This is a genomic window from Loigolactobacillus rennini DSM 20253 (assembly GCF_001436505.1).
Taxonomy (GTDB): Bacteria; Bacillota; Bacilli; order Lactobacillales; family Lactobacillaceae; genus Loigolactobacillus; species Loigolactobacillus rennini.
The window spans coordinates 13,501-16,116 of sequence record NZ_AYYI01000106.1; the positions used below are offsets into that span (position 1 = coordinate 13,501).

Sequence of the window (2,616 nt, forward strand, 5' to 3'; positions counted from 1 at the left end):
TGGCGTGATTGTATCCCCAAGGAATTTTAAGCCAGGGATGGTTTTGCTCGGGTCCACCTCATCTTGATCACCTACCTTTATTTTTAACCACGACATTAATTGCACCTCCTACGTCAGCGCCTGATAATCAGCTAAAATCTGGTCAGCTGCCTGTTGTTTATACTGTTGCTGCTTGTCTGGATTGTTATTTTTAATCGCATTAAGCTGGGCATCACTAACACCTAGTAAGCGACCAAACATAGCTAATAGAGTGTCAAACTTGTGATTAAGCTCTGCATAGCCGTCCCCAGACGTACTATTAGTGGCACTGACCGGTGTACGCAACTGATTAGGCCGCTTATTATTGTTCCGCCGATTGATTTTTTGCGAAGCCAACGCTAATAGCTTCATGGCGTCAGACTGCTTGCTGGGATCGGTTGGGATTACAAATTCTGGGAATTTGCCTTCGGCTAAATTGTATATGCCCGGCGTCTTAATAAAACCGCCGCTAGCATAGCCGTGACCATGGCCAAGAAACGATAAAGCAGCGCCATACCGTACCTTGGCATAATGCAACGCGGACAACAGGTTATCATAGCCGTTCCAAATATCACCGTGGCCTTTAAAGGCATAAGCTTTAAAGGTTCCTGGCTTGGTCTGCATTAATCCCATAGCTCGGCCATCAGCCAAGCCATCGGTGCCACCCATTGCTTTAGGATTACCGCCAGATTCGGTGTTGATCTGACTTAAGATTTTATTGACCATCGCAGCGCTAGTACTCAGCTTATTAGCCCGCAAAGCTTTTTTAACTAATTTTTTCCAGCGCTGGACCCCAGCACCACCGGGGTTACCGTGTTTACCGCCAGCATTGCCATCAGATTCTGCCTTTTTTAGCCACTGCGTAAATTTATTTTTAACTGCTGTTTTTAACTTTTTAAACAAACCGTCCATTAGAGCTTTGGGTAGCGATCCCTGGACAAAATCAAAATTGACGTCAAATGCCTTAAGCACATGGTCTAGTAATTTACCAGGATGACCGACATAATCCATAACGTCGTCAACTTTGCCCTTTAACCATTTTGTGCCTTTGCCAACGGCGCTCTTAGTTTTGTCCCACAATGTGCCTTTAGCGAAATGCGGTAAATCAGTTAGTGCATTAAAAGTTTGCTGGCCATTAAACACTCGCGATCCCTTAGGCAAATACGCCGTAGTATCTTGATCTGGCGTCATAGTCATCTTGCCATTGGGGTAGCGGATAATTTCGTTGCGAAAACCGTGGGGGCCGTTGCCTCTGCCTTTATCGCCAACCGTTGCAAACGTATCCTGATTGATTTTGCCATTAGTGATAACATTGCGAGTTTCGGTAGTTTCGGTTCCGGTGGACAATTTAATCTTGCCCAGTTTTTTCATTCCGAGCTTGCCGCCGACCCAGTTAACCCCATCAATTAGCTTGTTAAGGCCTTTCTTAACGGCTGTTACCATGCCGGTAAAAAAGCCTTTGATTTTATCAACGATGCCTTTTATCCCGTCGCGCATATTTCGCAAAACTTTAAGCACGTTGTCTTTCATGCTACTGGCTAGTCCACCGACTTTTTTCTTAACTGACGTCCAAATATTAATAACAGTATTTTTAACTGCCTTAAAGATGTTAGCTACGCCAGATTTTAAGGCGTTAAATTTATTTCTAACGCCATTCCAGAGGCCTTGAGCAAGCTTAACGACGGAATTTTTTATGCCTGTCCAGACTCTGACAGCAAAAGCTTTAACGTTGTTAAAGATAGCAACAACACTATTTTTTAAACTATTAAAATGATTCTTAACGCCATTCCACAAGTTTTGTGCCAGCCTAACAACAGTATTTTTAATACTTGTCCAGACCCCAACGGCAAAAGCTTTTATGCTGTTAAAAATGTTAACAGCACTATTTTTTAAATTATTAAAGTGATTCTTAACACCATTCCACAGTGCTTGAGCTTTACTAACCACGGCGTTTTTAATCGCATTCCAGATGTTAACCGCACTATTCTTTAAATTGTTAAAAATATTTACAGTACCTTGCCACAGTTTCTTAAACCAGCCGAGCACCGTAGTATGCATGCCTATAACAAACGAAATAATCTTTCCAATAAAGCTAGCTTTAATGATACCAACAACTATACTGACAGCGCCGCTACATATTTGTTTAATGCCATCCCACATTGATTCAAAATTCCTAGCAAATAAGCCGGAAAACACCTTAGCAATGCCCAGAATTACGTCAGTAGCACCAGTAACGATATTTCCGATTCCATCAAACGTATTTTTAAACACAGCTTTAAGCCCAGGCATGATTGCTTTTACTAGCGCAGATAATCCGTTAAATAGGGCACTGAGTATGTCCCATAACGTTGATGCAATTTCACCAATATGACTAAAAACACGGGAAAAACCACTTTGCAAGTCTGGCAAAATAATATCAGCAGAAGCTTTTATTTCTTTCCAAACCTTGCCGAATATTTTAGCCATCTTATCCATTACTGGTTTAATCACATTATTCCAAGCGGCACTTAATGTATCTTTAACCGCATTAAATGCGCCATTGACAATATTTCTAAAAGTTTCTGATTTTTTATAAGCAATTACAAAAGCGGTACCTAG

General features: G+C 41.6%; 1 protein-coding gene. It reads right to left on the reverse strand.

All coding sequences use genetic code 11. From position 1 onward, the window contains the following. Positions 1-108: 108 nt before the first annotated feature. The coding region (locus tag FC24_RS11610; protein WP_162257022.1) for a transglycosylase SLT domain-containing protein at positions 109-2,616 on the reverse strand (2,508 nt) is incomplete at its 5' end.